Origin of the sequence: Pseudarthrobacter sp. NIBRBAC000502772 (assembly GCF_006517235.1) — a bacterium.
GTDB lineage: Bacteria > Actinomycetota > Actinomycetes > Actinomycetales > Micrococcaceae > Arthrobacter.
Window position 1 is genome coordinate 420,513 of record NZ_CP041188.1, and the last position, 25,312, is coordinate 445,824.

At 65.8% G+C, this 25,312-nt stretch carries 18 protein-coding genes; 1 reads left to right on the forward strand and 17 read right to left on the reverse strand.

What is annotated here, in order from left to right; all coding sequences use genetic code 11:
* Positions 1 to 43: 43 nt before the first annotated feature.
* Both NIBR502772_RS02000 and NIBR502772_RS02005 read right to left on the reverse strand, forming a co-directional pair.
* Entirely contained in the window at positions 44 to 1,042 is a 999-nt protein-coding gene (locus NIBR502772_RS02000) for a glycosyltransferase family 2 protein (protein ID WP_141138850.1), read from the reverse strand.
* Positions 1,035 to 1,895, reverse strand: coding sequence for a glycosyltransferase family 2 protein (locus NIBR502772_RS02005; RefSeq protein ID WP_168223471.1), 861 nt, complete (start codon positions 1,893 to 1,895; stop codon positions 1,035 to 1,037). The genes NIBR502772_RS02000 and NIBR502772_RS02005 overlap by 8 nt, the downstream gene beginning before the upstream one ends.
* Before the next feature lie 529 nt (positions 1,896 to 2,424).
* Here NIBR502772_RS02005 and NIBR502772_RS02010 point away from each other — a divergent pair.
* The gene (locus tag NIBR502772_RS02010; protein WP_210412371.1) at positions 2,425 to 6,060 is read left to right on the forward strand and encodes an Ig-like domain-containing protein; all 3,636 of its coding nucleotides are present in this window, start codon (positions 2,425 to 2,427) and stop codon (positions 6,058 to 6,060) included.
* A 102-nt stretch (positions 6,061 to 6,162) separates the two neighbouring features.
* On the opposite strand, the gene NIBR502772_RS02015 is transcribed toward NIBR502772_RS02010, so the two are convergent.
* The 15 genes from NIBR502772_RS02015 to NIBR502772_RS02085 form a co-directional block, all read right to left on the reverse strand.
* Positions 6,163 to 7,161, reverse strand: a complete 999-nt coding sequence (locus NIBR502772_RS02015; RefSeq protein ID WP_141138852.1) for a glycosyltransferase family 2 protein — start codon at positions 7,159 to 7,161, stop codon at positions 6,163 to 6,165.
* Between the two features lies 1 nt (position 7,162).
* On the reverse strand, positions 7,163 to 7,978 hold the full coding sequence (locus NIBR502772_RS02020; protein ID WP_141138853.1) for a glycosyltransferase family 2 protein: 816 nt from the start codon (positions 7,976 to 7,978) through the stop codon (positions 7,163 to 7,165).
* Positions 7,979 to 8,332: 354 nt separating this feature from the next.
* Entirely contained in the window at positions 8,333 to 9,676 is a 1,344-nt protein-coding gene (locus NIBR502772_RS02025; RefSeq protein ID WP_141138854.1) for a M18 family aminopeptidase, read from the reverse strand.
* A 10-nt stretch (positions 9,677 to 9,686) separates the two neighbouring features.
* Positions 9,687 to 10,574 carry an intradiol ring-cleavage dioxygenase gene (locus tag NIBR502772_RS02030; RefSeq protein WP_141138855.1) on the reverse strand — a complete coding sequence of 296 codons (888 nt, stop codon included), beginning with the start codon at positions 10,572 to 10,574 and terminating at the stop codon, positions 9,687 to 9,689.
* A gap of 119 nt (positions 10,575 to 10,693) precedes the next feature.
* Positions 10,694 to 11,329 carry a response regulator gene (locus NIBR502772_RS02035; protein ID WP_371706850.1) on the reverse strand — a complete coding sequence of 212 codons (636 nt, stop codon included), beginning with the start codon at positions 11,327 to 11,329 and terminating at the stop codon, positions 10,694 to 10,696.
* Positions 11,330 to 11,382: 53 nt separating this feature from the next.
* The gene (locus tag NIBR502772_RS02040) at positions 11,383 to 12,747 is read right to left on the reverse strand and encodes a sensor histidine kinase (protein ID WP_141138857.1); all 1,365 of its coding nucleotides are present in this window, start codon (positions 12,745 to 12,747) and stop codon (positions 11,383 to 11,385) included.
* Positions 12,748 to 12,767: 20 nt separating this feature from the next.
* The gene (locus NIBR502772_RS02045; protein WP_246848664.1) at positions 12,768 to 13,655 is read right to left on the reverse strand and encodes an ABC transporter permease; all 888 of its coding nucleotides are present in this window, start codon (positions 13,653 to 13,655) and stop codon (positions 12,768 to 12,770) included.
* A gap of 14 nt (positions 13,656 to 13,669) precedes the next feature.
* A complete protein-coding gene (locus NIBR502772_RS02050) occupies positions 13,670 to 14,632 on the reverse strand; it encodes an ABC transporter ATP-binding protein (RefSeq protein ID WP_141138858.1) in 963 nt (320 codons plus the stop codon).
* Positions 14,633 to 14,801: 169 nt separating this feature from the next.
* On the reverse strand, positions 14,802 to 16,298 hold the full coding sequence (locus NIBR502772_RS02055; protein ID WP_141138859.1) for a bifunctional phosphatase PAP2/diacylglycerol kinase family protein: 1,497 nt from the start codon (positions 16,296 to 16,298) through the stop codon (positions 14,802 to 14,804).
* 29 nt (positions 16,299 to 16,327) lie between these two features.
* Entirely contained in the window at positions 16,328 to 17,554 is a 1,227-nt protein-coding gene (locus NIBR502772_RS02060; RefSeq protein ID WP_210412372.1) for an MFS transporter, read from the reverse strand.
* Positions 17,551 to 18,324: a DeoR/GlpR family DNA-binding transcription regulator gene (locus tag NIBR502772_RS02065; RefSeq protein ID WP_141138860.1), complete on the reverse strand. Its 774-nt coding sequence runs from the start codon at positions 18,322 to 18,324 to the stop codon at positions 17,551 to 17,553. Before NIBR502772_RS02065 ends, NIBR502772_RS02060 begins: the two co-directional genes overlap by 4 nt.
* A 146-nt stretch (positions 18,325 to 18,470) precedes the next feature.
* Complete coding sequence (locus tag NIBR502772_RS02070) at positions 18,471 to 20,153, reverse strand: ABC-F family ATP-binding cassette domain-containing protein (RefSeq protein ID WP_141138861.1); 1,683 nt, start codon at positions 20,151 to 20,153, stop codon at positions 18,471 to 18,473.
* A gap of 100 nt (positions 20,154 to 20,253) precedes the next feature.
* Positions 20,254 to 22,242: a penicillin-binding transpeptidase domain-containing protein gene (locus NIBR502772_RS02075; RefSeq protein WP_141138862.1), complete on the reverse strand. Its 1,989-nt coding sequence runs from the start codon at positions 22,240 to 22,242 to the stop codon at positions 20,254 to 20,256.
* Positions 22,243 to 22,391: 149 nt separating this feature from the next.
* Positions 22,392 to 23,831 (reverse strand): NAD(P)/FAD-dependent oxidoreductase, encoded by a 1,440-nt coding sequence (locus tag NIBR502772_RS02080; protein WP_141138863.1) that lies wholly within the window; start codon positions 23,829 to 23,831, stop codon positions 22,392 to 22,394.
* A complete protein-coding gene (locus tag NIBR502772_RS02085; protein ID WP_141138864.1) occupies positions 23,824 to 25,290 on the reverse strand; it encodes a glycosyltransferase family 87 protein in 1,467 nt (488 codons plus the stop codon). The genes NIBR502772_RS02080 and NIBR502772_RS02085 overlap by 8 nt, the downstream gene beginning before the upstream one ends.
* Between the last annotated feature and the right edge of the window lie 22 nt (positions 25,291 to 25,312).

The following is a 25,312-nucleotide window of genomic DNA, read 5'->3' on the forward strand; positions in this document are numbered from 1 at the left end:
GCAGCCCGCTCCTCGACGGGGCTAAGTTCGTCGACGCGTTCGCTCACTGGACCTCCCTCCATGGTGTGCCTATGAGCGCTGTCCCGGCCGACGCGCGGCCCTCGATATGCGCGATCCGGCGCCCTCGCAGATAGCCGGCGGCAGTGCACGCCAGAACGGCCATCACCGCACCAGCGCGGCCCAAGCCGTGAGGGTCTGATCCCCGGCCCCAATCACGAATCCCGGAAAATACGGCCCGCGGCAGTACGCTCCGGACGTAGCGCCGTTCAGGGCCGAGTGCCCGCTTGTGGCCAACGATCTGGCTGACCTGGGCTTTGGAGATACCTTCGGACCAGGAACGCGACAGCATGTAGGGGATGGTTCCCCTGTCCGCCGGCACATGGTGACGGACCAAAGCGGCGGGTTCGTAGACGATCCGTGACCCAGGCGTGCCCATCTTGGAGCGGATGCAAATTTCGGTCTCCTCGCACCCGAGCGGTTTCGTGCCCTGCCGGCCGAGGGAGACATTGAAGCCGCCCACCTGGCGGAGGACTTCGAGCCTGAAGGACATGTTTGCGCCGATGACGTTCCGGACCTCGGAGGCCACCTTGGGCATTCCGCGGTGGCTGCATCCTACGATCCAGTCGAGCTCTTCACCGAAGTAGCCCGGACGGCCCGCTTCCCACACCGGTTCCACGCGGCCGCCGACGGCCAGGACATCAGGATCGTCATAAAGGGCAAGCAGGCGCTCCAGCCAGTCCGGCGCGGCTTCGGCGTCGTCGTCCAAGAAAGCCACGACGTCGGCGTCTGCCAGGCCCACCCCGGTATTTCGTGCGCCTGAGAGCCCCGGAGGGCCGGAGCTCTCAACTACTGTCACGTTGTCCACGATTTCGATGAGCCGCTCGTACAGAGCCTCGTTGTGGTCAATCACCACCAGGACCTCCTGGGGCGCGACCGTTTGGGCCCGGACGGACTCGATGACATCCAGTAGCAGGTCCCAACGCTTCGCGGTGTAGGTACAAATGACAATAGAGGCGGTCGGCGGCGGGTTAAGGCTAAACATGCTGGCCTCCCCGAGCCGCGGAGAGGACTGTTTGGGGATCCATAGGCGTCCGCGGGACGCTGACATTTGCGTAGGTATATTTCACCCGGCGGAGGGCTTCAGGTCTGGCGCCTGCGGTGGGCGCCTCCCACATGGTGCATTCGCGCGCCAGCGTTCCCAGTACCCGCCAGCCGTCACGGAACGTCTGCAGGTTCGACGCGCCGGAGATCCGGTCCAGCTCCAGGCTGGGGACTTCGGCAATGCGCAGACCGGCCTTTGCCGCCCGGACAATCAGCTCGGTCTCAATTTCAAAGCCGTCCGATTCCAGCTGAAGGATCTCCAGGCATTCCCTCCGAAACGCAATATATCCATAGCAAAGGTCAGAGTAGTTGCTATGCAGGACCGCATTGGCCAATCCGGTCAGAGCGCGGTTGCCGGCCTTCCTCAGCCGGGTCAGGTCTTCGGATCCTCCGCCCGTGACATGGCGCGAGCCCTTAACGAAGTCGAAATCGTGCTGAAGCGGGGCAACGAACCAGCCGATCTCCTGGGGATCCATGCTGCCATCCGCGTCCAGCATGACAATGATGTCCCCTGAGGCTGCGGCAAAACCCGACCGGAGGGCCACGCCCTTGCCCTTGCGCTGCTCATCGACGATGACAAGGTTCTCGCGGATAGCGCGGGCTACTCCCACCGTGTTGTCCGTGGAACGGCCGTCCACGATGACAACCTCGTCCACATACGAGGGAATCCGGCGAAGAACCCACGGGATATTCCTCGCCTCGTTCAGGGTGGGAATAACGACACTGACTGACGCCCTCGGAGCTTCGAAGGCCAGCGTCGGGAATGTTATTGGGAGCTGGGTTGAAATAGACAAATGCCTCACCACTTCATGACGCTTGCGGATTTAGTCAACTCCGCACTCGGCTCGGAAGTCGGGCGCGGCACTAGCGCTTCATCCGGTCATGGGTCTGGTCTCTGGCCCAGCTCTCATTCATTGCCATTGACTCTGGCCGTGCAAAGAGCCTACGTGGCGCTCCATGAGCTATCACGAGTAGTCAGTACTCGCTTTTAAGAGCACTCCCGCCGGCCGTTCGTAAGTACAGGGATTTACCAACGGGTGAATTCTTTAGGTATGGGGTATTAGGAACCCAGTAATTATTAGGTACAGGGCTGTCATTGTGCGGCCTCATTGGGCGCTCCTACGCTGGGTGCCTAGGGCTTCTGCCGTCGTTTCTGTCGACGTATATGCGGAGCTCAGGCGTGACATCCAAGAACCCAGGAGATCAGCCATGAAGATAAACAGGCCCGTCAAGTGGCTAAGCCAGGCACTCGTCCTTAGCACCCTAGGCGTAAGGCGGGGAGGTGGTCGCTCGGCTGGTCTTCGCCTACGCGGGTCGCGGAAATTGCGGCTCCCTGCACTGCTGACAGCGCTGCTGCTTGCGCTGTGTGGTGTTCTGGTGGTGCCGGTTACGGCGTCGGCTGCTCCGGGTGATGTTGGGGTTGAGGGCCCGTCGCATTCGGGGACGGGGACGCCGACGGGTACGAAGCGGGCGGAGAGCGCGTTGTGGTTCAACGACGGGCTCTGGTGGGGGAACCTGTGGGACACTGCCAGCTCGGATTTTCATATCTTCCGGTTCAATGCCGCGACGAGCTCGTGGGTCAATACGGGCGTGGCGACGGAGACGCGGGCGAACACCCATCATGACGTGTTGTGGGACGGGACGACGCTGTATGTGGCGAGCCATCAGTTCGTCAACGACGGTCTGCCTGCTGAGCCGAACTTCCCGACTTTGATGCGGCGTTACAGCTACAACTCGAGTACGAAGACGTACTCGCTGCTGGCGCAGAGTTCCACAATCATCAACAACTACAAGGTTGAGACCCTGACCATCGATAAGGACTCGACGGGTCGGGTGTGGGCCACGTGGCAGCAGGGGAACCGGATCTATCTGAACGTCACCGGCACGGATGGCAAGACCTGGGGGACGCCGTTCCAGCATCCTGCGTCGTTGAGCAACGTGTCTGTGGACGACACGTCGGCTCTGATCGCGTTCGGACCCGGCAAGATGGGTCTGATGTGGAGCCGGCAGGTCGGTGGCTCCACCGACGGCATGTACTGGAGCTACCACGTCGACGGAGCGTCGAACACCGCCTGGACCACTCCTGTGGCGGCGGTGTCGGGGCAGGGCAGCAGCGATGACCATATGAACTTGAAGTGGCTGGACTCCTCGGGTGACCGGGTTTTCGCCGCTATTAAGACGTCGTTCACGTCGGCGCCTCAGCCGCTGATCCAGCTGTTGGCATTGAGTGGTACGACGTGGTCGGCGCACCAGATCGCGCCTGTGTCGGAGTGCCCGAACCGGGTGATCGTCCTGATTGATGAGAGCACGCAGAGGCTGCGTACCTTCGCTACCTATCCGAAGCCGAGTGGCACGACGAACGCTGGTGTCTGCACTAGCTCGGGGGGTGCGATCTACGAGAAGTCCTCGCCGCTGAATAACATTAGCTTCACCACCGCGAAAACGGCTCGTATCGTGGACGCCGACCAGTATGTCCACAACGTGACGTCAACGAAGCAGAACCTCAACAGTGCGGCGTGGGGCACGGCCAACAGCGGTCTGCTGGTGCTCGCCGATGTGAACGCCACAAGCCGGTACTGGCACTATCACGACCCCAGCGGTGGTGGTGGTGATACTACGGCTCCGACGGTGACGGGTACGTCTCCGACTGATGGGGCGACTGGTGTGGCAGTGACGGCGAATGTGACGGGCACGTTCTCGGAGGCGATGAATGCCTCGACCGTCACCTCGAGCACATTCACGCTGAAGGCGGGGACAACGACCGTGCCGGCCGCTGTGACGTACAGCAGCACGGGCAACGTTGCGACGTTGAACCCGACTGCTGACCTGACCGCAAACACGACGTACACGGCCACGATCGAGAGCGGCCCCACTGGGGTGAAGGATGTTGCCGGCAACGCGCTGGCGACGGACAAGACCTGGACCTTCACCACGGCTCCCGCGGGTGGCGGTGATACTACGCCTCCGACCGTGACGGGAACCTCTCCGACTGATGGGGCGACTGGTGTGGCGGTGACGGCGAATGTGACGGGCACGTTCTCGGAGGCGATGGATGCCTCGACGGTCACCTCGAGCACGTTCACGCTGAAGGCGGGGACAACGACCGTGCCGGCCGCTGTGACGTACAGCAGCACGGGCAACGTTGCGACGTTGAACCCGACTGCTGACCTGACGGCAAACACGACGTACACGGCGACGATCGAGAGCGGCCCCACTGGGGTGAAGGATGTTGCCGGCAACGCACTGGCGACGGACAAGACCTGGACCTTCACCACGGCTTCCGCGGGCGGCGGCACGCCCGAGACCGTCACGCTCACGGCTACCGCTGACAGCTATGTGACGAGCGCGGCGCCGGGGACGAACAACGGCACAAGTACCTTGCTGGGTGTGGACAACAGCCCGGTGGAGATCACGTACCTGAAGTTCGACCTGTCAGCGTATGCGGGCAGGACCATCCAGAGCGCAACGTTGCAGCTGCGCAGCGCCGGGAGCGGGTCAACGGGCACGCAGAACATCAAGCTGGTCGCCGATGACAGCTGGACCGAGACTGGGATCACGTACAGCCTCCGCCCGGCGCTCGGCACCAGCATCGGCACCCTCGGCCCGACAACCACCAACACCAACTACAACATTCCGCTGACGGTCAGCGGACTGACCGGTGAGCTCGGCCAACAACTCTCCCTGGGAATGGACACCACCAGCGGTGACGGCCTGGACCTCAACTCCAAGGAGGCCGGCAGCACCTTCGCACCCAAGCTCGTCCTCACCTTGAGCGGCAGCGGTGGTGGTGGTGATACTACGGCTCCGACGGTGACGGGTACGTCTCCGACTGATGGGGCGACTGGTGTGGCAGTGACGGCGAATGTGACGGGCACGTTCTCGGAGGCGATGAATGCCTCGACCGTCACCTCGAGCACATTCACGCTGAAGGCGGGGACAACGACCGTGCCGGCCGCTGTGACGTACAGCAGCACGGGCAACGTTGCGACGTTGAACCCGACTGCTGACCTGACCGCAAACACGACGTACACGGCCACGATCGAGAGCGGCCCCACTGGGGTGAAGGATGTTGCCGGCAACGCGCTGGCGACGGACAAGACCTGGACCTTCACCACGGCTCCCGCGGGTGGCGGTGATACTACGCCTCCGACCGTGACGGGAACCTCTCCGACTGATGGGGCGACTGGTGTGGCGGTGACGGCGAATGTGACGGGCACGTTCTCGGAGGCGATGGATGCCTCGACGGTCACCTCGAGCACGTTCACGCTGAAGGCGGGGACAACGACCGTGCCGGCCGCTGTGACGTACAGCAGCACGGGCAACGTTGCGACGTTGAACCCGACTGCTGACCTGACGGCAAACACGACGTACACGGCGACGATCGAGAGCGGCCCCACTGGGGTGAAGGATGTTGCCGGCAACGCACTGGCGACGGACAAGACCTGGACCTTCACCACGGCTTCCGCGGGCGGCGGCACGCCCGAGACCGTCACGCTCACGGCTACCGCTGACAGCTATGTGACGAGCGCGGCGCCGGGGACGAACAACGGCACAAGTACCTTGCTGGGTGTGGACAACAGCCCGGTGGAGATCACGTACCTGAAGTTCGACCTGTCAGCGTATGCGGGCAGGACCATCCAGAGCGCAACGTTGCAGCTGCGCAGCGCCGGGAGCGGGTCAACGGGCACGCAGAACATCAAGCTGGTCGCCGATGACAGCTGGACCGAGACTGGGATCACGTACAGCCTCCGCCCGGCGCTCGGCACCAGCATCGGCACCCTCGGCCCGACAACCACCAACACCAACTACAACATTCCGCTGACGGTCAGCGGACTGACCGGTGAGCTCGGCCAACAACTCTCCCTGGGAATGGACACCACCAGCGGTGACGGCCTGGACCTCAACTCCAAGGAGACCGGCAGCACCTTCGCACCCAAGCTCATCCTCACCCTGAGCTAGGCCACAGGAAGAGGACTAAACATGGCCGGGACTCCATCCTTAAGGATGGGGTCCCGGCCATGTTTTGCGACGCGCCCGTCGCAGGTCAGATGGGGTGTTCGCTCACTGGACCTCGCTCCACGGTGCGCGCGCAATGACGGTCCCGGACAGCGGGCTGCCCTCCACGTGCGCCATCCGGCGGCCGCGTACGTACCCGGCGGCCGTCCAAGCCAGGACTGCGATGACGGCTCCCGCCCGGCCCAGCCCCTGCGGGTTGTCGCCCCGGCCCCAATCACGAATCCCGGAAAAAACTGCCCGTGGCAGTACGCTGCGCACGTAGCGCCGTTCAGGGCCGAGAGCCCGTTTTTGGCCTACCACCCGGCTGACCTGGGCTTTGGAGATACCTTCGGACCAGGAACGCGACAGCATGTAGCGCAATGTCCCCCTGTCCGCCGGCACGTGGTGGCGGACCAAAGCCGCCGGTTCGTAGACGATCCGCGATCCGGGTGAGCCTATCTTCGAACGGATGCAGATCTCGGTCTCCTCACAGCCAAGGGGCAAGGTGCCCTGGCGCCCCAGCGAAAGGTTGAAGCCGCCCACCTGGCGGAGGACTTCGCGCCTGAAGGACATGTTTGCGCCGATGACGTTCCGGACCTCGGAGGCCACCTTGGGCATTCCGCGGTGGCTGCATCCTACGATCCAGTCGAGCTCTTCACCGAAGTAGCCCGGACGGCCCGTTTCCCACACCGGTTCCACGCGGCCGCCGACGGCCAGGACATCAGGATCGTCATAAAGGGCAAGCAGCCGTTGAAGCCAGTCCGGGGCTGCCTCGGCGTCGTCGTCGAGGAAGGCCACAATGTCCGAGTCGGCAAGTCCGACGCCGGTGTTCCGCGCTCCGGACAACCCGCGTGGACCACTGCTCTCCACCACCGTCACGTCATCTACAATTTCGGTGAGCCGCTCGTAGAGGTCCGCGTTATGGTCAATCACCACCAGGACCTCCTGGGGTGCAACTGATTGGGCCCGGACGGACTCTATGACGTCCAGCAACCGGTCCCAACGCCTTTCGGTATAAGCACAAATGACGATCGTTACGCTCGGACGTGCACCACGATCCAGCATGCTACGCACCCCGAACGAGGGAGAGAACCGTTTGGGGATCCATAGGCGTCCGCGGGACGCTGACATTTGCGTAGGTATATTTCACCCGGCGGAGGGCTTCAGGTCTGGCGCCTGCGGTGGGCGCCTCCCACATGGTGCATTCGCGCGCCAGCGTTCCCAGTACCCGCCAGCCGTCACGGAACGTCTGCAGGTTCGACGCGCCGGAGATCCGGTCCAGCTCCAGGCTGGGGACTTCGGCAATGCGCAGACCGGCCTTTGCCGCCCGGACAATCAGCTCGGTCTCAATTTCAAAGCCGTCCGATTCCAGCTGAAGGATCTCCAGGCATTCCCTCCGAAACGCAATATATCCATAGCAAAGGTCAGAGTAGTTGCTATGCAGGACCGCATTGGCCAATCCGGTCAGAGCGCGGTTGCCGGCCTTCCTCAGCCTGGTCAGGTCTTCGGATCCTCCGCCCGTGACATGGCGCGAGCCCTTAACGAAGTCGAAATCGTGCTGAAGCGGGGCAACGAACCAGCCGATCTCCTGGGGATCCATGCTGCCATCCGCGTCCAGCATGACAATGATGTCCCCTGAGGCTGCGGCAAAACCCGACCGGAGGGCCACGCCCTTGCCCTTGCGCTGCTCATCGACGATGACAAGGTTCTCGCGGATAGCGCGGGCTACTCCCACCGTGTTGTCCGTGGAACGGCCGTCCACGATGACAACCTCGTCCACATACGAGGGAATCCGGCGAAGAACCCACGGGATATTCCTCGCCTCGTTCAGGGTGGGGATGACGACACTGACTGACGCCTTCGGAGCTTCGAAGGCCAGCATAGGGAATGTTATCGGGAGCTGGGTTGAAATAGACAAATACCTCACCACTTCATGACGCTTGCGGATTTCGTCAACTCCGCACTCGACTCAGAAGTCGGGCGCAGATTTATCGCTTTATCCGGTCATGGGTCTGGTCTCTGGCCCCAGCTCTCATTTAGCCTTCGACTCTGGCCGTGAAGATGAGCCTATGGCTGGCCTGAGGAGCCTGTCACCAGTGGCAGGTACTCACTTTTGAGAGCCGGATATACGTTCCCTACTCAAGTACACCGCCGACATCCGTCAGCGGGCGGACCAAACGCTGGGAGGCCCCTTCCGGCCAGATAGCCGAATTGGCTGACCGCCCTCAGGCCACGCCTACACCGCCGTCCGGAAGAAAAGCTCCGTGACCGTTGCCAGCCAGTGCGGGTCATCCACGCCGCAGAGCTCGCGGGCTGAATGCATCGACAGCAGGGGCACGCCGACGTCGACAGTCCGGATCCCCAGGCGAGTGGCGGTCAGGGGGCCAATGGTGGAGCCGCAGGGCATTACGTTGTTGGACACAAATTCCTGGTACGGCACTTTCGCCTCCCCGCACAGCCTGGCCCAGAATGCCGCGCCCGGCGCGTCGGTCGCGTACCGCTGGTTGGCGTTGATCTTCAGCAGCGGGCCGCCGTTCAGGACCGGGTGGTTGGCCGGATCGTGCCGCTCCGGGTAGTTGGGGTGGACGGCGTGGCCGGCGTCTGCGGAAACGCAGAACGACGCCGCCAGCGCCTGCCGCCGTTGGCTCACCGTGGCGCCGAGGCCGTCGGAGACGCGCACGAGCACGTCTTCGAGGATGGGCCCGCACGCGCCGGATCGGGAGTTGGAACCGATTTCCTCGTGGTCGAACGCCGCGAGGACGGCGATCGGGGCGCCGGCGATCGGCCCACCGGCCGCGCCGCCGGACGCAGCAGAAGAATGCGCGATCAGCGCCGCCAGCCCTGCGTGCGTCGCGGAAAGGTTGTCCAGGCGCCCGGAGGCGAAGAACTCACTGTTGGCCCCGAAAACCGCGGGTGGCTGCGTGTCCGCAATAACGACGTCGTACCCGCCAATCCGCGCAGGATCAACGGAAGCGCCGGCAGGCACGTGGGACGCCAAGACGCCCAGCAGGTCGAAATCGGAAGGGCTACCGAGGCCCCACACGGGGTTCATGTGCCGCTGCTTGTCCAGCGTCAGACCGTCGTTCACGGCACGGTCAAGATGGATGGCCAGCTGCGGGAAGCGGAGCATGGGGCCGGTGGCGGTGAGGTGCTCTGTGCCGTCCAGCATGACCAGCCGGCCCGCCAGCCGAAGTTCGCGGTCCAGCCAGGAGTTGAGCAGCGGACCGCCGTAGACCTCCACTCCGGCCTGCAGCCAGCCGAAAGCCCCGGTGGTGGGCTTGGGCTTGAGCTTGAAGGACGGGGAGTCCGTGTGGGCGCCAAGGATGTTGAACCCGGTGGTGGGTCCGGCATTTTCCGGGACCACCCAGGCGATCAGCGCGCCGTCGCGGACCAGGTAGAACGAACCGGCCCCGCCGGCCCAGGGCCCACGCTCGTCCAGGCCCGTGAACCCTGCGGCGTCCAGGCGCCGGGCGGCCTCGTGGACGGCATGGAAGCTCGACGGCGATGCGCTGACGTACGCGCCCAGGTCCTGGATGTGGTCAACGGCTTTGGAGGCGGCGGCAGCGGAAGGCGAAGGCATGGTTCCGAGTCTAGATGGTCACATTGAGCCCGGCGGTGTAGCCGGCCGAAGCCGATCCGGTCATGGTGGCCAGCTGGTAGATGCCGCCGTCGTCCCCGAAGACGTTGTCCGACTGCAGGGTGGTCCGCTTCATGTTCGCAATGCTGTCCTCATAGCCGGGAGTGGCGTAGACGTCGTCGCAGGCGGCCTTCGTCAGGGCGATCTGCGATACCGCCAGCACCTGCCCGGCGGCGGTGGCGTTGCTCATGGACTCGAACACCTCGAAGTGGATGTGCGGCCAGCGGCCGGGATAGGCGCCGGGGAAAATCGACGTGAAGGTGACCTGGCCGCTGGCGTCCGCTTCCTGGACGCCGCGGAGGTAGTTTTCGTTCGCCAGTCCGGAATCGTACATGGAGTACCTGCCGTCCCGGTCGCAGTGCCACGCGTACACGGCCGCACCGGCCAGCGGCACGCAGCCGTTGGCGTTGTCCAGCAGGGTCAGGGTGAACGTCAGCGGCACGCCTTCAGCCGACGCAGACCCGGTTCCGAAGCTTGAGGTGATGTCCTGCCGCACCACCCCGGAGGCTGCCAGGACGTTGGGGCCGTTGGACCCGTCACCCGGGTAGGGACCTGCAGTTTCCTGCGGAATCTCCATGCCGCACTCCGCGATCGCCCGGGTGAGCGTGGGGCTGGCGGTGGGTGTCGCCGTCGTACTGGCGGCGCTTGCGGTGGCTGAGGCAGTGGCGGCCGACGTCGACGTGCTGGCTGTGGTGCCTGACCCGCTCGGGGTGCACGCTGCCAAGGCCGCTGCCGCACCGCCGGCGCCGAGGAACATTCCGAGGGAACGGCGGCTGATCATGGTGGACAGATCAAACTCAAGGCCGCGGTCGTGGTTGGGGTGGGGAAGGTGGTTGCTCATGGCTCCATCCAACGCGCCCCGCCTATCCCCTGCATAGGCCCTTCCTGTGCGGAACCTGTGCGTCAATAGGACGCGCCAGCGTCAGTCGTCCGCGCCAGCGTCAGTCGTCCGCGCCAGCGTCAGTAATCAGGATTGCTGGGGACCACCAGGCCTGTCTCGTAGGCGTAAACCACTGCCTGGACCCGGTCCCGCAGGTGGAGCTTGGTCAGGATCCGGCGGACGTGGGTCTTCACCGTTGCTTCGGAGAGGAAATACCGGTGCGCGATCTCGGCATTGGAGAGACCCTCCGCCATGGCCCCAAGCATCTCGGTTTCGCGCGGGGTCAGGTCTTCAAGCAAGGGATCCCGCGGCGCGGCGGAGGGGGCCGGGACGGCTGCACCGCGGACATAGGTCTCCAGCAGCCGCTGCGTGACACGCGGGGCCACCACTGCATCCCCGCTGGCCACCACCCGGACGGCGCTGACCAGCTCCGACGGCGCCACGTCCTTGAGGAGGAACGCGGACGCGCCTGCCTGGAGCCCGGCGAACGCGTATTCGTCCACATCGAAGGTGGTGAGGATGATGATCCGGGCGCCGGATCCGGTGGCGGTTATGGCGCGGGTTGACTCGATGCCGTCCAGCACGGGCATCCGGACGTCCATCAGGACCACGTCGGGGTTGAGCTCCCGGACCAGCCGCACCGCTTCGGCACCGTCGGAGGCCTCGCCCACAATATGCAGGTCTTCCTCGCCCTCGAGGATGAGGCGGAAGCCCATCCGCAGGAGCGGCTGGTCATCAACCAGCAGGACGGTTATGGGTTGGGTTTCAGTCACGTGTGCCTTGCAGTTGGGGTGGACGGTTGTGGGGTTTCCGCGGGCTCGTCGGCCGGCCAGGTCAGGACGGCACACACGCGCCAGCCGCGGCCGCGCCGCCCGGCCACGACGGTGCCGGCGTAGATACGCGCCCGTTCGGCCATCCCCGCCAGCCCCTGGCCGGAACCGGGCCCGACGCCGGAGCCTGGGAGTACTGGACCCGGCCCGCCGCCGTCGGAGGTGCCTGCGCCAGGGACTCCCGCGCCGTCGTCGAGCACTTCAATGGTGACCGAGGAGCCGGCCCGGATGATGCCCACGTCCACGCGGCCCAGCGACCGGCCGTAGCGGAGCACATTGGTCAGTGACTCCTGCACAATCCTGTAGACCGTCAGCTGGAAGGCCGCGTCGTCGGGCAGCGCCGGGCCCGTGTGTGAGTAGTGCAGCGGCAGGCCCGCGGTCCGGAAGCCCTCCAGGAGCTTGGCCAGGCTGTCGCCGGAAGCGAGGGGCTGCCGTGGCGCCGTCCCGCCGGCGTCGTCCCGGAGTACGCCCAGGACACGCCGCATGTCCGCCAGCGCGGTCCGGCCGGTCCGCGACAGTTCACCAAGCACCTCGCTGGCGCGGTCGGGACTTTTCCGGACCACGACCGCGGCGCCATCGGAGAGGCTGACCATCACCGTCAGTGAGTGAGCCACGACGTCGTGCATTTCGCGGGCGATCCGGTTGCGTTCGTTAACGGACGCCAGGCTGGCCGTCCGCGCCGCCCACGCGGCGATCTCCTGCTCATGTTCCCGCCGCTGCCGCACCGAGATGCCGATCCCCGTGGCGATGACGTTGGACAGGGCGATGGTGGCGCCGGTGGCGATGCTGGTCAGGAGGTGGAAGTCGCCGGGATTGCCGCCGGCATCATGGACGAAGGAATTCTCCATGGGACCAACGGCGGCCAGCAGGTACAGCAGGGCCAGCGGCGCCGTGGCGGCGGCCATGGCCACCAGCGCAAACCGCCGCGTGTGAACCACGGCCACGGCGTACAGCGAGAACCACAGGCCCGCCGAAACATTGGAGCCCCACGGATGAAGGAGCGTGACGGCCACTTCCATCACCGCGACGAAGGCAGCCAACGCCACGGGGTGGGAGCGCCGGAAGAACAGGGCCCCGGCGACCACGAAGAGGAGCGCCGCCGCCAGCCAGGCGCCGGACATGATCGCGTCCACCACGGTCGGCGCCACCAGAAGCGCATAGCTGAACACCACCACACCGTCCATCACCCGGGGATGCTGGTAAAGGTAGCGCCGGAGCAGGCCGCGGCGCTTGGCCGTGATCTCGGCAAGGGACGCGTCGGCCTGGCTGGCCGGCACGTCCCTCACGAGTGCCGCTTCATTCATGCTCTGAGCCTAGTGTCCGCCTAGACGTCGCGTTTCTTGAGCACAATCATGGCCGGAACCAGGAACAGCAGAACGTAGCCCAGGAAAATCAGGCCGCCATGCCAGGGATCGATGATGCCGTCGATGTGGCCAATGGAGAGGAACCGTCCGCCGGCATCGCTGGGGAGGTACTGGGGCACGTACTTCCAGAAGTCACCGGGGATGAAAGTCATAAAGCTCGCCGCAATGGACAGGACGAAGAACAGGCCCACCAGCACGGTAATGCCGCCCGCGGAGTTGCGGAGCAGTGCGCCGAGCGACAGGCCGATCAGGGCCACCCCGGCAACGTAGAGGCCGCCCGTGAAGACGCTGTACAGCACGCCCTCCGTGGACCAGTCCAGATCCAAGCCCAGTCCCTGGAAGACCGGCATGGCAATCAGGAACGTGGCCACGGCGGCGATGGTGGTGATGACGTAGGAGATCACCGCGAGCAGGATCGCCTTGGCCACGAAGGCCGGTGTGCGGCGCGGGACGGCGTTCATGGTGGAACGGATCATTCCCGTGGCGTACTCGGAGGAGATAAACAGGACAGCCAGCGAGCCCAGCACCAGGATGCCGATCTGCAGGCCTGCATTGGGCAGGTTGTACAGGTCAAAACCTGATCCTGGCGGGAAGGTCTGCGACATCATTTCCGGCGTCAGGGTCTGGCCCTGGTCCCGGGCCTGCCGGGCCATTTCGTCCAGGAAGGAGAACCGGATCAGGACCGCGAGGGCCCCGACGCCGATAATCGCCACCAGGGTCAGGAGCAGCAGGATGCGGGTGGACATCAGGGAGAACAGCTTGATCCATTCGGACCGCAGCACACCGGCGAACGTCACGCCCTTGGTACCAGCGGTGGAACGGACCCGGGAAGTTTGGGTTTCAGTCATGGTGGTCATCGTCCTTACTTTCCTGCCGTTGCCGAGGCGGTTTCCGGGGCGAACTCGCCGGCGGGTCCACCGGTCAGGTGTGAGTGGTATTCCACTTCGTCCTTGGTGAGGTCGAAGTAGGCGTCTTCCAGAGACGATTGCTGCGGGGTGAGTTCGTAGACGAGCACGCGGTTGTCCAGTGCCACTTGGGCGATCTGGCGTGCGTCCAGGCCTGTCACTTCCAGGGTTTCGGGCTGGCCCTGGTTCACGGTCACGCCATCGCCGGACAGCAGGGCGGACAGCTGGGTGGCGGCGGACGTGCGGACCAGGGTTTTGACCTGACGGGTGCCCGCAATGATGTCCTGCACGGGGGCGTCCGCGATGATTTTGCCGCGGCCGATCACGATCAGGTGGTCTGCCGTCTGGGCCATTTCGCTCATGAGGTGTGAGGACAGGAAGACGGTTTTGCCCTGCCCGGCGAGGTAGCGGACCAGGTTGCGGACCCACAACACACCTTCCGGATCGAGGCCGTTGACCGGCTCGTCCAGGATCAGGGTCTGCGGGTCGCCAAGGAGCGCGTTGGCAATGCCCAGGCGCTGCCCCATGCCCAGCGAGAAGCCGCCTGCCTTCTTCCTGGCCACTGCCTCCAGGCCGGTCATTTCGATGACTTCATGCACCCGGGACGTGGGAATGTTGTGCGTCGCCGCCATGGCCCGCAGGTGGTTGTAGGCGCTGCGGCTGGTGTGGACGGCTTTGGCGTCCAGCAGCGCCCCCACCTGGTGCAGGGGGGCCTTGTGATCGGCGTAGTGCAGGCCGTTGACGGTGACCGTGCCCGACGTCGGCCGGTCCAGTCCCATGATCATGCGCATGGTGGTGGATTTGCCGGCACCGTTCGGGCCCAGGAAGCCCGTTACCTGTCCTGCTTTGACGGTGAAGCTGACGCCGTCAACCGCCGTTTTGCTGCCGTAGACCTTTGACAGGCCTGTTGCCTCAATCATGGAAAGGTTCCTTAGAACAGCAGCCTGGTGGCTGCGGGATGCGGGGGAGTTTTCGTGTGTACGCTCCACGCTACCGACGGCTCGGCGGGATTTCGCCTGTCTCAGGGATGATTCAGGGTCGAATCAGGGTAGTCCGCACGGATGATCAGGGGCCCCTCGGGGGGCAGCCTTAGGTGCGGGGCGAGTAGTAGGTCAAGGCACGCGGTTCCACCCGGATCCGGACGCTGCGCACGCCCGCCAGCGCCTCGCCGTCGACCGCCAGTGCCATGGGGGAGCCCTCCGACTCAATCCGGACCTCGGTAGCCTCCCGCAGATGGGTGATCCGGGACGTAGCCACCGTGCCGGTCAACACCGACCACAGGAGCCGGAGCCGGGCAAAGGATTCGTCGGCGGTGATCATGCGGACATCCAGGACGCCATCGTCCAGCACGGGCCGCGACAGGGGCGCGTGGTCCCGGGGGTAGTAGCGCCCGCGTCCGATGTACGCGATCCAGAGTTTGTGCCGGACGCCGTCCACGGTCAGGGTGGTGGGTGTTCCCGCGGCGAAGGTCCGGAACATTGCCACCACGCCGGCCAGCGGTTTGCCGAGGGCCGGCTGCAGCTGCTCCCTCCGCCGGACCAGGTTGGGGTACAGGCCGATGCTGGCCGTGTTCAGCATGACCAGGTCAGCTGTTTCCGGGTTAACCGCCAGCCCGCGCTCCACGGTCACAATGCCGACGTCGGCCCGCGCGGCCTCACCGGCGGCCGCGGCTTCCACAGCGTCCTTCAGGGTGGCAGTCCCTGTGTCCCGCGCGAAGTGGTTGAGCGTTCCGCCCGGGAGCACCAGCAGCGGCAGGGAATGTTCGACGGCGGCTGCGGCGGCGGTGCCAACGGTACCGTCGCCGCCCCAGACGCCCAGGGCACGGGTGTCCGGGTGGGAAGCGGTGGCCTGGATGGCATCCTCCAGGCTCTCTCCCAGCTCGACTGTTTTTATATACGCCTCGGGGAATACTTCCTGGAGCGCGCCTGCCGTTTGTTCCGTGAAGGAGCCGCCGAGGGTATTCACCACGATGCTGAGGCCTTCACCGCCCGGCAGCTCCGGCGCCTGGGTTGCGGTGCGCGATACTCCGGGAAACGGTGGGCGGACGGGCCACCACTTCCGGGTCATCAGCGCCGCCCCTGCGCCGATCGCCGAACCGAAGAACACATCCGAGGGCCAGTGGGCCCCCGTGTGGACGCGGGAGTAGGCCACCCCCAGCGCCGCTGGCGCAAGTGCAGCACCGACAACCGGCTTGACCAGCCCCGCGCCGAGCGCGAAGGCGATAGCTGAGGCCGAATGCCCCGAGGGCATGGACGAACTGGTGGGCTGGGGATGGACGAACCGGAAAATCGGCAGATGTTCAGGGAGCGGGCGTGCCCGCGGCAACAGGGTCTTGAACACCACGTTGGTCACCGCCGATGCCACCGCTTGGGCGATCAGCCCGTGCAGGGCAGCCCGGCGGGGCTTGCCGGGGAAGGCAGCCATGATCGCCGCAGCCCCGATCCACAGTTTGCCGTGGGTGGCGGAGGCGGAGAGGCGCCGGAAAAACTCATCGTGGTTTCCACCCGGGAACGACGACACGCCGCGAACAAGGTGCCGGTCAAAGCGGCTGATCCAGCCCGGTCCCTTGCGCCACACTCTGTACATCTCCCCACCCTAATACCGGTGGGGTTCCCCTACTCGGAGGGCAGGGCCTTGGAGGACTGGGGCGCGGAGGCCAATGGCCTCGCGGCCCCGGCGAGGAGCAGTGCCACCAGGATCGGGGCCAGGATCGCGAGGAGCGCCAGGTGGATTCCCGTGAGGTCGCCCAGGTAGCCCAGCAACGGCGGGCCGGCGAGGAAGGAAACATACCCCAGGGTGGATACAACCGAAACCCTCGCGGCCGCATGCTTCGGGTCGTCGGCGGCCGCTGACATTCCCATGGGGAAGGCCAGCGCGGAGCCCACGCCCCACAGCGCAGCACCAACCCCGGCCAGCCAGATGTTCCCCGCGAGCACAAACAGGCACAGACCGGCCGTGGCCGCGGCCATGCTGGCCCGGAGCACTACGACGCGGCCGTAGATGTCGATCACGCGGCCGCCGAAGAGTCGCATCGCCGTCATTGCCAGGACAAACAAGGCGAACATCAGGGCACCTGTGGATTCCGAACTGCCCAGGCCGTCAACAGTGGCCTTGGCGATCCAGTCGTTTCCGGCGCCTTCGGTGAGGGTTGCACCCAGGACCACCACGCCGATCAGCAGGGTGCGGCCGTCACGCCAGGCCGATGGCCCCTTCACCGCCGTCGGTTCACCCTCCACCGGAGCGGCCTGGGCGGCGTGGGGGAGGAAATAGCGGGGCGCCACGAGGGCTACCACCACTACTACGCCGGCGATGACCAGCAGGTGCAGCGGGAGGCCAATACCGAGTGTCGAGAGGCCCGCACCGATCAGCGCCCCCACAAAGGCCCCGCCGCTGAAGGCCGCATGGAACTGCGGCATGATGGTGCGCCGAAGCTTGTGCTCGACGTCGGCTCCTTCAATATTTTGGGAAACGTCCCACAGCCCGACGCCAATGCCGAAGAAGAACAGCGAAACGGCAGTGCCCGGGATCGATTCCGCCGACAGGGAAAGGGCAATGCCCACGCCGGCCAGGGCTGACAGCAGGCCGCCTGTGCGCACGGCATTGGCCGTGCCGATCTTCCCCACCACAAGTCCCGCCGTCGGAAGGGCGAGCAGGGAGCCGACGGCGATGCACAGCAGAAGCGTGCCCATCTGGCCGGAGGTCAGGTGCAGCGTCTCAGTGACGGCGGGGATCCTGGCGGCCCAGCTGGCAAAAACGAAGCCGTTGATCCCGAAGACCACAAAAGTGGCGGCGGCTGCTGCCCTGAGGGACGGTCCGGCCGTCGTGCTGGTGTTGATGCTCATGCTTTGACTACTTCCACCGAGAGCTTGTTGAGGTGTGCGAGTTCGTCCGCACTCAGGTCTTTGTCCGTAACTATCACGTGCACTGCGTCCAAGGGGGCAACCAGGGCCATCGCGGTGGCATTCCATTTGGCGCCGGCGCAGGCAACAATCACCCGCGCCGCGGATTCGAGGCCGGCCCGCTTCACTGCAGCGTCTTCCAGATCATGGGCCAGGAGACCGTCCCTGAGGTTCAGGGCGCAGGGCGTGACCACCGCCGTGTCGAAGCGCAGGGACCGGATGTTGGCTTCCGCGAGCGGGCCGCGGAAGGAGAGCTCGCCGGGAACCAGGCTTCCGCCGGGGAGCAGCAGGGCAGGACGCTGGCCGGCATGCGGGTCGTCGTCGGTGACCGTCGTCAGGGAGCGCATGGACATGGGCATCAGCGTCAGTTCGCGCCCGCGGAGGACGCGGGCAATTTCCGTGGCTGTGGTGCCGCTGTCCAGCCACACGAGTTCGCGCTCTCCCAGCAGGCCTGCCACGGCGGCGGCGATCCTGGCCTTCACGGCCTGGTCTTCAAGTTCGCGCTGGCCGTAGCCGGGGTTTTCGCCGCCGGCAATCAGGCTCCTGGCACCGCCGTGGACCCTGCGCAGCACACCATGCGATGCGAGCAGCTCAAGGTCCCGCCGGATGGTGGCGCCCGATGCGTCGCACGCGTGGGTCAGCTCTTCAACGGAGACCTCGGCCTGGTGGCGAAGCAGCTCCCCGATCAGGCGGTGCCGCTCTTCAGTCTTCATGCTCATATGATAGCAATTTTTGATCATATGAGCAGATCACCGCCAGACGCTCTCTCACTTAACGCAGGAAAATCACCAACGCTCTCTCACTTTCCTCAAGGAAGTGAGAGAGCGACGGCCGAAAACCCGCAGGAAGTGAGAGAGCGTCAGCGGGCGCGCTCAACCCGCTTTTCGTCCCACACAGGCTCGGGGGATTCGTAGACGCGGCCGTCGGAACCGAACACCAGGAACCGGTCGAAGGTGCGGGCGAACCAGCGGTCATGGGTGACTGCCAGGACGGTACCCTCGAAGTGGTCGATGGCCTTCTCCAGCGCCTCGGCCGAATGTAGGTCCAGGTTGTCCGTGGGCTCATCCAGCAGCAGGAGCGTGGCGCCGGAGAGCTGCAGCAGCAGGATCTGGAACCGTGCCTGCTGGCCGCCGGAGAGGGACTCGTACTTCTGCTCCGACTGCGACGCCAGGCCGTAGCCGTCCAATGCGCCGGCGGCTGCCTCCCGGCCCAGGCCGGACCGGTGCTCGTCGCCGCGGTGCAGGATCTCCAGCAGGGTCTTGCCCAAGAGGTCGGGCCGGACATGGGTCTGGGCGAAGAAGCCGGGCCGGATACGGGCGCCGAGTTTCACGGTCCCCTCGTGCGGCACTTCGGCAATATCGACGTCGGACACGGGAAGGTGCTCCCGTTCCGGGTCCGTCCCGCCCGTGGCGAGCAGGCGCAGGAAGTGGCTCTTGCCGGAGCCGTTGGAGCCGAGCACACCCACGCGGTCCCCGAACCACACCTCGGTGGAGAACGGCTTCATCAGCCCGGTCAGTTCCAGTTTCTCGGCCACAACGGCCCGCTTGGCGGTCCGACCACCCTTCAGGCGCATGCGCACGTTCTGCTCGATCGGCAGTGCTTCCGGCGGGCCGGCCTCGAGGAACTTGGCGAGGCGCGTCTGGGCGGCCTGGTAGCGGTTGGCCATGTCGGAGCGGAAGGCGGCCTTGTTTTTGTACATGTTGACGAGTTCCTTGAGCTTCACGTGCTCCTCGTCCCAGCGCTTGCGGAGCTCCTCGAAGCGGGCGTTCCGGTCAGCGCGGGCGTCAACGTAGGAGCCGAAGCCGCCGCCGTGCACCCAGGCGCCGGCTCCGTTGATGCCCGGCTCAAGGGTCACGATGCGGCCGGCAGCATTGTTGAGCAGCTCGCGGTCGTGGCTGATGAAGAAGACAGTCTTTTTGGACTCGTTCAGCTTGTCCTCAAGCCAGCGCTTGCCGGGCACATCGAGGTAGTTGTCCGGTTCGTCCAGGAGCAGGAGCTGGTCGGGTCCGGCAAACAGGGCCTCCAGCACCAGCCGCTTCTGCTCGCCGCCGGAAAGGCTCGACGCCGGGCGGTGCTGTGCGCGGTCAAAGGGCAGTCCCAGCGCGGCCATGCAGACCTCGTCCCAGACAGTCTCCACGTCATAACCGCCGGCATCTCCCCAGTCCACGATGGCCTGCGCGTACCGCATCTGGCTGGGCTCGTCGTCGTGCTCCACCATCGCGATCTCGGCCTCGTCCACCTCCCTGGCCGCGGCGGCCAGGGCCGGCGGAGCGGCGGATACCAGCAGATCCCGGACGGTGGAATCGTCCCTGACCTGGCCCACGAACTGGCGCATTATGCCCATGTTTCCGGAGCGCCCGATCACACCTTCGTCCGGTACGAGGTCGCCGGAAATGATCCGGAAGAGGGTGGTCTTGCCCGTGCCGTTGGGGCCGATCAGGGCGGTTTTGGTACCGTCCGGGACCTTGAAAGTCACGCCGTTGAGCAGCTGGGTGCCATCGGAGAGGAAGTAGTCAATGCCGGAAATGTCTATGTGGGCCACGCCAACAATCTTCCCACGCCCGCCCTACCCGGGTTTTTGTCCAGATAATCTGCCTTCGAGGCATTCCTGCGCGCACTATCTGGACAAAAAGTCGGGGGCGCTAGCCGGCGGCGGTCAGGAACTGCTTGAGCAGCGGCCCGGACGTGGTGGCTCCGAGTCCGCCGTCCTCGACGAACACGGCCACGGCCAGGTCACCGTGGACGGCCACAATCCAGGCGTGCGTCTTGGGCGGGGTCTCCTTGCCGAACTCCGCCGTGCCGGTCTTGGCCCCCACCGGCGCGCCGGGAACTGTCGTCAGGAAGCCCGCGTGGCCGGACGTGACTACCGCCCGCATCATGTCGGACAGTGCCGCGGCCTCGGCGGCAGTGATGGGCTGGCCGGACGCCTTGGCCGGCGCTTCCGGCGTAACGGTCGACGGCGGCGACCCGCCCTCCGCGGTCGTCCCACCGGCGGTGTCTGCCGCGGCAGCGCCGGCGTCGGGGTTCAGGACCAGCTGCGGTGAGACGGGGGATCCCTTGCCCACGGAACCGGCCATGATGGCCGCTGCCAGCGGGGACAGGAGCACCTTGCCCTGACCGATCATCGAGGCGGCATGTTCGGTGCCCGCAGCCTCGCCCGGAACGGACCCCAGGAAAGCCGCGGCGCCCAGCGCGGGGGCCTCCACCGCCACGCCCATGGCGACGGCGGCGGCCTCAAGCTGGGCCTGTGTGACTGTGTCGCGCGCAGCGATGAACGCCGTGTTGCACGAGTGGGCAAAGGCATCGCGGAGTGCTACGGACCCCAGCGACGTTTCCGGGTAACCTTCCGCGTTCTTGAACGTCCGGCCGTCCACGGTAAGGGTGGGTGTGCATTCCACCTTCGAATCGGGCGTCAGGCCGTTGCGGAGCATGGCAAGCGAATCGACGATCTTGAAGGTTGACCCGGGCGCGTACTGGCCCAGCATGGCGGTGTTGTAGCCGTTGCTTCCCGGGCCTGAGGCCGCGGCGAGGACGGCCCCCGTGGAGGGGCGGAGCGCCACGATGGCCGACGCCGGGCCTACACCGGCAAGGGTGCTCTCGGCGAGTGACTGGAGGTTCGGATCAAGGGTGGTTTTCAGTGGCGTGCCCGGTGTCGGGGCCATCTCGAAGACCACCCTGCGCGGATCCGTTCCGGCGGCCTGGATCTGTTCGCGGGTCAGGTCGGCCCGCTGGGCACGGATCACCACGGCGTCGGTGCCGCGGAGCTGCGCGTCGTACTGCTGCTGGAGCCCGCCGATGCCAGTGACGTCGCCAGCCGTCAGGACGCCGTCGGACGCCTCGATCTGCTCGGCCGTGGCCTCGCCGACGGTGCCGAGGACTGCCCTTGCGAATGTGCGGCTGGGTGCCAGCGGCTGGGCTTCCGGGATGGCGCGGGCACCGGGAATGGCCGTGATCTGCGCGTCCGTGACGGTGCGGCCCTCATCACGGAGAGTGATGGCCCGGACGAACGCCTCGGCACCGGAGGCCGCTACCTGTTGGGCGTAGCCGGCGGGATCCACACCCACCAGTTCGGCCAGTTTGGTGGCTGACGCGGCGGCGTCCGCGGATCCCAGAAGCAGTCTGTCGATCCCCACGTTGACCACGGGACGGTACGTGACCAGCTTCGCGTCACCCGCGCCCAGGATGTCGGCGCGTTGCGGCGACTGGGTGCCCTTGCTGAGGATTTCGCTGTCGGCGAGTCCGGGGACCAGGACTGCCGGGTTCCAGACCGCCAGCCATTTGTCCCCTGACTTCGTGAAATCTGCGGAGACCGTGTATTTCCACTCGCCGGTGCCGATTTTCCAGGTGTAGTCCAGCGGAACTGTTGCAGTGTCGCCGTCCAGGGTGAGATCGCCGGCCGACACGGTGGGCTTGTCCGGCTCCAGGGCCTTGAAAACGTCCTGGACCTGTTGCTTGGCCACCCCGGAGTCCTTGCCATCAAAGGCGACCGAGCCGACGTCGAGCGTGGAAAGAGCGGACGCAAACTGCTTGGCCGCGCTTTCGGCACCCCCTCTGCCGTCGTCGCAGGCAACCAAGGAGGCGCCGAGAATGAGTGCAGCTATGGCAAGCGATAGTTTCTTTGAGTTCCCCACGGCGCTATTATGCCCCGATTTGGAACGCGCTTGTTGTCACGCATTCCGCGCGAACGGACACTTGGCGCCCCAATGATTTGCGCGAAAGAACACTCGAGGACCGCTGCCAGGGGCTTAAGTGTCCGTTCGCGCCGGCGTAGAGGCGGGGTTCAGAGGCCGAGCGAAGGGACCCCAAGACCAAATATGTCCTTCAGGGCATGTTTCGCGGCGAAGAACCCTGGCATGCCCGTTACGCCGGGGCCGGGCGGCGTAGAGGAGGAACAGAGATACACGCCGGGCACGGGCGTCCGCCATGGAACGCGGGAGACCACAGGGCGCTGGATAAGTCCGCGCACATCCATGATGCCGGCACTGAAGTCCCCGCCCACGTAGTTCCGGTTGTAGCTGGCCAGTTCCGCCGCAGTGGTCACCCGGGTCTGCATCACCACATCCCGGAACCCGGGCGCGAAGCGCTCGAGCTGCGCGGTGACGGCCTCGCCCATGTCGCGGGTTGATCCGGCAGGCACATGGCAGTATGCCCACAGGATCTGCCGGCCGGCCGGCGCCCGGCCCGTGTCGAACCGTGATGGCTGGGCCACCAGGACGTAAGGGCGTTCCGGGTGTTTCCCGGCGGATACTTCGTTCTCGGCACGGGCAAGTTCAGCACGCGTGCCGCCGACGTGCACCGTTCCGGCGTCCCCCAGTTCCTTTGCTGCCCACGGAACAGGTCCGGACAGAATGAAGTCCACTTTGCAGGAACCATTCCCATAGCGGAACGCCTCCAGGGCTTGCCGGTACCTGGCCGGGAGGCTGTCGCCTGCAATGTTCAGCAGGCCCCGTGGGGCCACGTCCAGGAGAGTGGCCCGCGCGCCGCGGAGTTGTTGGAGGCTCTCGATCGTCGCCCCCGTACGGATCACCCCGCCGTGGGCACGGATGTCGGCCTCCAGCGCCGCCGCAATGGAGGCCGATCCCCCCAGCGGAATCGGCCAGCCTTGGGCGTGGGCCAGTGCGGTGAGCATGAGACCGGCGCCTGCAGAGGCCAGCGAGGGCAGCTGCGAAACCGCATGGGCGGCCACGCCGCTGAGCAGTGCGGGCGCAAGGTCCTTGTGGAACCGCGCGTTCCACAGCCGCGATCCCTGCTCCAGTGTCCGCAGCCCGAACAGCGCCGCCGCCAGGGGATCCCGGGGGATCCTCAGCAGCTGGTGCTGCGTCAGATCCATCACGCCGTCAATGCGGTCAACCAGCGGTCCAATAAGCCGGCGGTACGCGTCGCCGTCCCGGCCCAGGCCTTGGACCGTCCGTTCGAGGCTGTGATATCCGAGGGCCGCCCGTCCGCCGTCGAGCGGTGATCCGAACGAAAGCTCCGGGACCACCAGGTCTATCCGGCGTGCCAGCTCGAAGTCGCGGAAGAAGGGTGATGCCAGCGCCATGGGGTGCACGGCCGAGCAGATGTCATGGAGGTGCCCGGGCTGCATCAGTTCGGCGGTGCGTGTACCGCCTCCGATGGTGTCCGCCGCCTCGTGGACTTCGACGGAGAGGCCGGCGCGCGCCATTACGGCGGCTGCAGCCAGCCCGTTGGGTCCGGACCCGACGACGGCGACGTCAGGCATGGTGTTTCGCCCGCCAAGGGAGCACCGCGTGCGAGGGATGGCGGGGGCTGAACCGCAACCAGTCCGGGAGCCCGTCGAACGGCCCTCCCTGTGGATCATCGAGGTGATGGCGGCGGACGGGATCGTAGTCCGGATCGTAGATGTCCCATACAACCCGGAACATCAAATATGCCGTTGCAAGCATATGTGCTGCCACGGCCAGAACGTAGTAGGGCATGTCAATATTGTGCTGGGTCGGGCCCTGGCTGGCCACCTGGCCCAGGTACATCCAGACGGCTGCCCAGTGCAGGCCTTCAACGCCCTGCCAAATGAGAAAATCCCGCCACCGCGGCCGGGCCAGCGCCAACAGCGGGATAAGCCACAGGACGTGCTGCGGCGAATAGACCTTGCTGGTCAGGATAAAAGCACCCACGATGAGGAACGCCAACTGGGCCAGCCGCGGCCGGCGTGCTGCTGTCAGCGCCACCGCGGCAATCATGGTGCAGGCCAGCAGGAACACGGCCAGCGCCAGCCAGTTGATGGTTGCGGGATCCAGCACCGGCCAGCGCAGCCGCCGGGCCACCAGGTTGTAGGCGAACCATAGGGACCCGTAGCCGGCTTCCCTCGTCTCGGTGAACCTGAAGAAGTACCCCCAGCCTGACGGATTGGCCGCCGCAACAGGCACGTTAATGGCCAGCCAGGCCGCTGCGCTGGCGCCTGCAGTGACCAGGAAACCGCGGATCCGCCCGGTCCGCAGGGCCAGCAGCAGAACGGCTCCGAGAATCAGGGCGGCATAGGGCTTCGTCGCTGTGGCGAAGCCGATCAGGGTGCCGGCGAGGACCAGCTTTTCCCGCGAAAAACACAGCATGCCCAGCGCCAACAACGCCACGGCCCACATGTCCCAGTTGATGGTTCCGGCCAGCACGATGCCAGGTGCCAGCGCCACCATGGCCGCATCCCAGGGGCGCCGCTGTGACATCCGGGCCGTAGCCAGCACGGTGACAATCCATACGGCTGCAACCAGAGTGGCATTAACGTCGAAGTAGCCAAGAATCCGCGCGTCACTGATGCCCTGGCCCGGGACCATCCAGGCAGTCACCCCGGCAATGAGTCCCATCAGGACGGGGTCTTCAAAGAGAGATCCCGGGCTCAGGACCGGGAACGTGCCGTCCCCCAGGCCCCGGTTGCGGAAGAATTCCGGGAAGTCAGAATAGCAAGTGGAATAGAACTGGCCGGGGCTCGCCCAGCCGTTGGCCCGGCAGTAGCCCTTGATGGCGAGGCCGGCCAGCGCCGCGACGACGGTCAAGATGATCAGGACACGTTCCACGGTAAAAACGCCGGGGGAGACGAGGCCGGGCGCCGACCGGGCACCCATCGGCCCGCCGATCAGTTCCGTGAAGTTCTTCAGCAGCAGGTCGCTGCGGCTCGGAACAACCAAGCGGGCGCGCCGTGGGTGCGCCGGTGGCTTCGTCTCCTGCATGTCTGAGAGCTTACCCGGGACC

Bases quoted from the DNA above. Each gene is read 5' to 3' on its own strand.
- NIBR502772_RS02000 (WP_141138850.1), bottom strand. From the start codon at position 1,042: ATGTTTAGCCTTAACCCGCCGCCGACCGCCTCTATTGTCATTTGTACC.
- NIBR502772_RS02015 (WP_141138852.1), bottom strand. From the start codon at position 7,161: ATGCTGGATCGTGGTGCACGTCCGAGCGTAACGATCGTCATTTGTGCT.
- NIBR502772_RS02020 (WP_141138853.1), bottom strand. From the start codon at position 7,978: ATGCTGGCCTTCGAAGCTCCGAAGGCGTCAGTCAGTGTCGTCATCCCC.
- NIBR502772_RS02025 (WP_141138854.1), bottom strand. From the start codon at position 9,676: ATGCCTTCGCCTTCCGCTGCCGCCGCCTCCAAAGCCGTTGACCACATC.
- NIBR502772_RS02030 (WP_141138855.1), bottom strand. From the start codon at position 10,574: ATGAGCAACCACCTTCCCCACCCCAACCACGACCGCGGCCTTGAGTTT.
- NIBR502772_RS02035 (WP_371706850.1), bottom strand. From the start codon at position 11,329: ATGGGCTTCCGCCTCATCCTCGAGGGCGAGGAAGACCTGCATATTGTG.
- NIBR502772_RS02040 (WP_141138857.1), bottom strand. From the start codon at position 12,747: ATGAATGAAGCGGCACTCGTGAGGGACGTGCCGGCCAGCCAGGCCGAC.
- NIBR502772_RS02045 (WP_246848664.1), bottom strand. From the start codon at position 13,655: ATGACTGAAACCCAAACTTCCCGGGTCCGTTCCACCGCTGGTACCAAG.
- NIBR502772_RS02050 (WP_141138858.1), bottom strand. From the start codon at position 14,632: ATGATTGAGGCAACAGGCCTGTCAAAGGTCTACGGCAGCAAAACGGCG.
- NIBR502772_RS02055 (WP_141138859.1), bottom strand. From the start codon at position 16,298: ATGTACAGAGTGTGGCGCAAGGGACCGGGCTGGATCAGCCGCTTTGAC.
- NIBR502772_RS02060 (WP_210412372.1), bottom strand. From the start codon at position 17,554: ATGAGCATCAACACCAGCACGACGGCCGGACCGTCCCTCAGGGCAGCA.
- NIBR502772_RS02065 (WP_141138860.1), bottom strand. From the start codon at position 18,324: ATGAAGACTGAAGAGCGGCACCGCCTGATCGGGGAGCTGCTTCGCCAC.
- NIBR502772_RS02080 (WP_141138863.1), bottom strand. From the start codon at position 23,831: ATGCCTGACGTCGCCGTCGTCGGGTCCGGACCCAACGGGCTGGCTGCA.
- NIBR502772_RS02085 (WP_141138864.1), bottom strand. From the start codon at position 25,290: ATGCAGGAGACGAAGCCACCGGCGCACCCACGGCGCGCCCGCTTGGTT.